At 74.7% G+C, this 7,201-nt stretch carries 3 protein-coding genes; 1 reads left to right on the top strand and 2 read right to left on the bottom strand.

Annotated features, from left to right (window positions below; translation table 11 throughout):
* Positions 1–557, top strand: a 557-nt coding sequence (locus MKW14_RS35215; RefSeq protein ID WP_240870018.1) for an NPCBM/NEW2 domain-containing protein, incomplete at its 5' end; no start/stop codon positions are given.
* Between the two features lie 13 nt (positions 558–570).
* Here the strand turns inward: MKW14_RS35215 and MKW14_RS35210 are convergent.
* Together MKW14_RS35210 and MKW14_RS35205 are read right to left on the bottom strand one after the other, a co-directional pair.
* On the bottom strand, positions 571–4,773 hold the full coding sequence (locus tag MKW14_RS35210; protein WP_240870016.1) for a BTAD domain-containing putative transcriptional regulator: 4,203 nt from the start codon (positions 4,771–4,773) through the stop codon (positions 571–573).
* Positions 4,774–5,082: 309 nt separating this feature from the next.
* Positions 5,083–7,182, bottom strand: a complete 2,100-nt coding sequence (locus tag MKW14_RS35205; protein WP_240870014.1) for an asparagine synthase-related protein — start codon at positions 7,180–7,182, stop codon at positions 5,083–5,085.
* Between the last annotated feature and the right edge of the window lie 19 nt (positions 7,183–7,201).

Genomic DNA, 7,201 nt, shown 5'->3' with positions numbered 1-7,201 from the left:
GCCCGAAGCCCACCCCGACCCCCACGCCGACGCCCGCGCCCACTTCCCCGCCCTCGCAACAGCCGAAGCCGAGCCCGAAGCCGACGCCCACCACCACACCGGCCCCGACTCCCCCGCCCGCTCCCGCCGTCTACGAGTGGAGCGAGCTGTCGTACGACCTCATCGGCGACGGCATCGAGCCCGAGATGCGGCTCGGGCAGAGCAGCTGGGTGTGGCAGCGCCACGGCCTCTCGATCGACGGCAAGTGGTACGCGCACGGCGTCACCGTGCACGGCGCGTCCTCCGTCACCATCGACCTCAACCAGAGCTGCTCCGCCTACGACGCCTCCGTCGGCATCGACGACACAGCCCTGGGCCTCGGCAAGGTCCGCTTCTCCGTCTACGCCGACGGCGTACGGCTGTGGAAGTCCGGCCTGGTCGAGGGCCGCGACCCGGCGGTCCCGGTTCATGTGAACCTGAGCGGACGCAGGACGGTACGGCTGGTCGTCGAACCCGACACCTCCTTCGACTCGCTGACGCTCGCCGACTGGGCGGAGTCGAGGTTCACCTGCTCGTAGCCCGGCCGCTCGCTCAGCGGGCGGGGTGGCGGCGCAGCGTCTCCGTGAACTCGGCGAACAGGGCGGCGGGGGTGAGCGCCGCGCCTCGCGCGTACTCCGTCTCGTGGCGCTCGGCGCCCAGCGCGACGCGGGCGGCCTCTCCGGCCGCCTCGGCCCGGGCCCCTTCCGGCATCAGGCGCGGCTGGCCGTCGCGCCAGGTGTCCGCCAGGGCCAGCAGTCGGACCACGCGCGCGTGGTCGCCGAGTTCGGCCAGCAGCCCCGCGGTGCCGTCCAGGAGGGTCGCCACGATCATGTCGGCGCAGCGCTTCTCCACCGCCTCACGCACGGCGTCGACCAGCTTCGACAACCCGTGCGCCGGACCCGACTCGGCGGCCGTCACGCCCGCGTCCACGGCCATCAGCATGACCAGGAACTGCGGCGGTGGCGTGCCCCGCCCGGTCTCCTCACGGGCCTCCTCCCACAGCTGCCGCGCCCGTGCCGTGTCCTTCTCGTCCAGCGCCATCTGAGCGCGCGTCAGCAGGACGAACGCCGCCGAGTCGACGACGGCGTGCCGCTCGGCGGCCTCGCTCGCCTCGTCCAGGAGCCTGCGCGCGGCCTGACGGTCACCCGCGCGGTAGGCGATCTCGGCGAGCCGGGCCAGCAGGAACGGCGTCTCGGCGTAGGCGCCGACCTCGTACGCCAGCCGCAGCGCCTCCTCGTACTCGGCCTTGGCCTCCGCGTGCCGGCTGCGGGCCATGGCCGCCTCGGCGGACGCGCTGCACACCTGGGCCCGCATCCAGCGGTCGCCGACCCGCCGGCTGAGCACCCTCAGCTCCGCGAGGTCCTCGTCGACGCCCTTCATGCCGCCCGGCGAGTCGACGGCCATGTGGGTGCGGAACATCAGGACGACGCCGATCGCCCAGTCGTCGCCGTATCTGCGGCTGTTGGCGACCGCGGCCTCCATGGCGTCGCGGACGTCCACCGAGCCGTCGAGGACGTACGTGGCCAGCGGCCACACCAGCCCCGGCATCCGCGCCGCCTCCGGACCGCCCGGCGCGTAGAAGTCCCGCAGCCGGGCGACGTAACTCCGCAGACGCTCGTCCAGCCGGTCCTCGAACCGCTCGCTGTCCGCCCTGAGGAACAGATGCAGCATCCGGAGGTTCATCCGGAGGGGGTGCCGGGGGTGCTGCCGCTCCCCGTCCGGGGCGTCGAGGAAGGCGTCGATGGGGTCGGGGGTGGTCGGCGGGCAGGGGTCGCGGGTGGTCGCGGTGGGTTGGCCGTCCAGGGTGACGCCCAGGCGCAGGGTGCGGTCCACCCAGGCCATGCCCTCCTGGCGGTAGTTGCGCAGCCACCAGAACCAGCCCATGTCCAGGGCCAGGGCACCGGCCTCCTCCTCGGCCCCCGCGTCGAGGGCACGGTCGAGAGCCGCCCGGATGTTGTCCAGTTCGGTCTCCAGACGGTGGATCCACGGGAGTTGGTCGGCGGAACGCAGGCGCGGTTCCGCCTCCGCCACCAGCGCCCGCACCCACGCGCGGTGCCGCCGTTCGGCCTTCGCGCGCAACTCGGGGATCTCGGCGGCGCGCTCGACGGCGTACTCGTGGATGGTCTCCAGCATGCGGTAGCGCATGGTGCCGGAGCCGCCCTCCTCGTACGGCGTCTCGTACGGAGTGGCCACGATCAGGGACTTGTCGACGAGCGCCCCCACGAGATCGGCCGCGGGGCCCGGGCAGACGGCCTCCGCCGCGGTGATGTCCCAGCCGCCGGTGAAGACGGAGACCTCGCGCAGGACCGTGCGCTCCCGCTCGTCGAGCAGTTCCCAGGACCAGTCCACGACCGCGCGCAGGGTCTGCTGGCGGGGCAGGACCGTGCGGCTTCCGGAGGTCAGGAGGCGGAAGCGGTCGTCGAGGCGGTCGGCGATCTGGCGCGGGGTGAGCAGCCGTAGCCGGGCCGCGGCCAGCTCGATGGCGAGCGGCAGACCGTCCAGGCGGCGGCAGATCTCCTGTACAGCCTCGCGGTCGCGGAGCACGGCCGCCGCGTCGGGACGAACGGCGGACGCGCGCTCCTCGAAGAGGCGGTGGGCCTGGTCGGGGACGAGGGGTTCGACCGGGCGCACCGACTCGCCGGGAACGCCCAGGGGTTCGCGACTGGTGGCGAGGATCGTGAGCCCGGGGCAGCGGGTGAGCAGGGTCTCGGCGAGGGCGGCCACCGCTTCGATGACATGTTCGCAGTTGTCAAGGATCAGGAGCTGGCTGCGCGGGGCGCAGTGCTCTACGAGCAGGGCGACCGGGTCGTCCTGCGGGGCCGTCAGCTCGGTGGTCATCAGCACGGTCTCGCGCAGACCGAGCGCGTTGACCACCGCGCCTGGGACCGCCTCCGGCCGGTCGAGCGGCGCCAGTTCGACCAGCCAGGCCTGCGGGAGCCCGGCGGCGGCTTCCTCGGCGAGGCGGGTCTTTCCGGAGCCGCCCGGCCCGGTGAGGGTGACCAGTCTGGCCCTGTGCAATTCGGAACGGATGGCGACGAGCTCTGGTTCCCGCCCCACGAAAGAGGTAAGCCGCGGACGAATGTTGCCGGTGCGGGTGGGGGGTTGGGGGCGGGGGCCTGGGGTGGGGGTGAGGGGGGTTGGGTTGTGGTGGGGGTGGGTGGTGGCGGCGGGGCTATGGGGGTGGGGGTCGGTGAGGGGGGCCGGGTCGCGGTGGGGGTGGATGGTGCCGGCGGGGTCGTGGGGGTGAGGACGGGAGTTGGGCTGGTCTGTGAGGCAGGGGGGTTGAGGGTGGGAGGGGGCGGAGCGCTCGGAGGGCTCGGAGTGCTTGGAGAACTCGGAGGAGGATCGGGAGAGGAAGCTTTCGCCGGATCCAGCGGGTTGGGGACGGACGCTTCGGGCTGCCCCGGGGGCTGAAGGACGGGAGTCATGGGCGGACCCGGGATCCTGGGGGCGCGAGGATTCGACGGACCCGGGGGCCTGGAAGGGCAAGGCTTCGGCAGACCCAGGGGTCTGGGAGCGCGAGACCTCGGCAGACCCAGGGGCCTGGCAGCGCGAGACCTCGGCAGACCCAGGGGCCTGGCAGCGCGAGCCTTCGGCAGACCCGGGGTCCTGGGAGCGTTCGGCTTCAACCCCAGGGACCCCGAAGCTCGACGCTTCAAACTCAGGGACCCCGAAGCTCGACGTTTCACACTCGGGGACCTGGAAGCGCGGCGCTTCAGATCCGGGGACCTGGAAGCGCGGCACTTCAGATCCGGGGGTTTCGGGCCAGGAGTCTTCCGCCGGACGCGCGTTGGCGGCGCTGCGATCTTCCAGGGGTCGAGAAGCTCCGGGTCGACCCACCTCGGCCGCCCCGGAAGCTGTGGCGCGCGAACTCCCGGGGGAGCCCGGGCTTGGGCTGCGAGCACCCTCGGCCGAACCCCGGCTCGCGGCACCAGCACCCTCGGCAAAACCCCGGCTCGCGGCACCAGCACCCTCGGGGGTGGCGGAGCGCGCGGAGCGAGGCTCTTCGGTGGAGTTGGAGGGCGCTGTCGGCTGGGGTGGTTCTGTGAGCAATTCGGCGTGCAGTGCTCGCAGTTGTGGGCCCGGGTCGGTGCCGAGCCCCTCGGACAGGGCTCGGCGGGCCGTCTCGTACGCGGCGAGGGCGTCGGCGCCGCGGCCCGTGTCGCGCAGGGCACGGATCAGGAGGGCGTGCAGGGGCTCGTCGTACGGGTGGGCCGTCGTCAGTTCCGTCAGGCGCGGTACGACGGTGTGGGCGCGGCCCAGTCGCAACTCCGCGTCGATACGCGCGCGCGTGGCCTCCAGGTGCAGGGCGTCGGCGCGGGTGGCGGCGGTGCGGTCCGGGAGGTCGGCGAGGGCGGGGCCGCGCCACAGGGCGAGGGCCTCGGTCAGGACGCGGGCGGCGTGTGCGGCGTCGTCGGCCGTCACGGCCGCCGTGCCCTCGTGGACCAGGCGCTCGAAGACGTACAGGTCGACGTCGTCCTCGGTCGCGGCGAGGCGGTAGCCGCCGGGGGTGGAGGTGATGGCGTGCTTGCCGAGAGTGCGGCGGAGGCGGCCGATCAGGGCCTGGAGGGCGGCGGGGGCGTCCTGGGGCGGGGCGTCCGCCCAGATCTCGTCGATCAGGGTGGTGGGGGGTATGACGCGGGCGGGGCGCAGGGCGAGGGCGGCGAGGAGCGTGCGCAGGCGGGGGCCGGGGATGGGTATGGCGGTGCCGTGGTCGTCTGCTGCCTCAGTGACGCCCAGGATTCTGTACCGCACCGGGTCATTGTCGCTGGGAGACGTGTGTGGGGCATCGTGTTTGGGGGTGACGGTCCGTGGGTGGGCGCGGGTCGATGGTTCTCGCCCCCGCCGCCCCTACCCGTCCCCAGGAGCTGCCGCCCCTACCCGTCCCGTCCCCAGGGGCTGCCGCCCCTTCGACCCCGCCCGGGGGCTCCGCCCCCCTGGACCCCTGCCGGGGCTCCGCCCCGAACCCCCATCGGCCCTTCGGGCCTCGTCCTCAAACGCCGGACGGGCCGAGATGTCCGAACCCGACGCTTCAGGAGAACCGTTCCCTCACGCCTTCGACCCTCACGCCACCCCCGCTCCCCCACCCGAAGCCAACGCCCCCCGCTTCGGTGTGATGCCGCCCGGGACCGCTCGCTGGCGGGCCGGGGTGCCTGTCCAGCAGGTGCCTCGGCGGGCCAGGAGGCGGCGGAGCCAGAGTTCGAGGGAGACCAGGTCGGCCAGGCCGTCCAGGGGCAGGGGCTCGCCCTGTGCCGCCGCGCGCAGCGCCTTGCGGACCACCCGTGCCTCGACCAGGCCCGCCTCCGCCAGCAGGGGCGTACCGAAGAGGGTCATCAGGGAGTCCGCGGCGACTCTCAGGCCGGTGCGGGCGGCGACCGCCGCCGACGCGTGGTTCGGGGCGCCCCAGCCGGGCGGAAGGTCCCGTACGCCGGCGCCCTCCAGGACCGTACGGAGGATGTCCGCGCGGGCGCCCGGCTGGACGCGCAGGGCCTCCGGGAGGGTGCGGCAGGCGCGGACGACCTGGTTGTCGAGGAACGGGGCGTGCAGACGCTGGGAGCGGATTTCGGCCGCCTGTTCGAGGACACGGAGGTCGGCCGCCTGGCGGGCGAGGGCGGCACGCGCGCGGTGGTCGCCGGGGCGTTGGCCCGGGCCCATCCCGGAGCGGTTCGTGGCCGCCTGCAGGCGAACCGATACTTCAGCGAGCGCCTCGCCGGTCAGCCAGCGGGCCGCGGGGCCCGGTCTGGCCCAGGTGAGGGCGGCCAGGGAGGCTCCGACGGCGCCTCCGGGTTCGTCGAAACGGCGCTGGAGGAGGCGTTCGGCGAGCAGTTCGAGGCCCGCGCGGTACGGGGTGCGGGCGAGTCTCCGCGCGGCGCCGTACACGCGCGCGGGGACCATCACCGAGCCGTCCGCCTTGGCCAGGGCGGCGACCGGGCGCACCAGGTGGCGGCGTTTGCGGTCCATCAGGAGGTCGGCCAGCCGGGCGGGGTGGGCATCCAGGACCTGGCGGGCGCCGTAACCCGTGAAGTGGTCGGCGCTGCCGGCGGCGAGGCGGGCGCGGTGGCGGGCGGCCGTGACCAGGGACTGGCCCGGCTCGTCGGTCAGCGGACCGTCCAGGTCGGCGTACGGCAGGGTCTCCTCGCCGCCGGTCACCACCACGTGGTGCAGGCGCGGGTTGGCCGCCAGGGTGCCCGCCCGTTCCACCTCGGCCTCACGGCCGCCCACGACCAGGTCGTTGAAGGTCACCGCCAGCAGGCGCTCGCCCGCGCCCGTGCCGTGGCCGAGGACCGTGCCCGGCATGCCCGGCAGGCCGGCCGCCAGGAGCGCGAGGGTGCCCGACGCGGGGCCGCCGGAGAGGTCGGCGCCGATGCCCGCGACCGGCATCCCGCGCGCGGCACGGCGTTCGGCGGGCCCCATGCCGGGGACCGGGCCGGGGTCCATGTCGACGCCCGGGACGTGTCGCGGGGCCGACAGACGCGCGCGTACCGCCTCCACCAGCGCGTCGCGCACCGCGTCCACCGCGCTGTCGGGGTCGGCGGAGGGCGCCGCCACCGCGAGGGAGGCGACCGGCTCGTAGCCGGCGATCTCGCGCGCCCCGGCGCGCAGGATGAGCGCGTGCCCCGGCGGAATGCGCCGTACGCCGTCGTAAGGGGTGGAGTCGTCCAGGGCCGCCGGCACGTCGGGGGCGGCGAGCAGGGCGGCGAGGTGGCCGAAGTCGAGGTTGGCCTCGATGAGGTCGGCGAGCGGCAGGGCCGCGGTCGCGTACGCCGTGCCGCCGGCCCAGGGGGTGTGGAACACCGGGCGCGCGCCCGCCAGATCGCCGCAGACGGTGAGGCGGCGGCCGACCTGGACGATGGCCGTGTAACTGCCCGGCCACGCCGTCAGATGCCGCAACGCGCCCCCGCGCGCGGCGAACAGACCGACCCTCAGTTCCTCGTCGGAGGCACCGCAGGTGCCCAGGACCGCGATCCGGGTCCGGGCGTCGGCACTGACCACGCGCACCTCGTCGGGGCGCCAGTCGCCGACCGCCCACAGCGGGTCGGGGTCGCCCCACAGGAGCTGGGAGCCCACCGGGTGCACGGTCTCGCCGTCGAATCCGGTGGCCCCCGCGGAACCGATCTCGGCGGCCACCGCGGCGGTGCTGCTCCATCCCACCAACCACCGCATCGACGCCTCCACAGGCTGT

This window comes from Streptomyces gilvus (assembly GCF_022513565.1).
Classification (GTDB): Bacteria; Actinomycetota; Actinomycetes; order Streptomycetales; family Streptomycetaceae; genus Streptomyces; species Streptomyces gilvus.
Note: the sequence above shows the minus strand (reverse complement) of the source record. Positions and strands in the feature narration are given on the sequence as shown.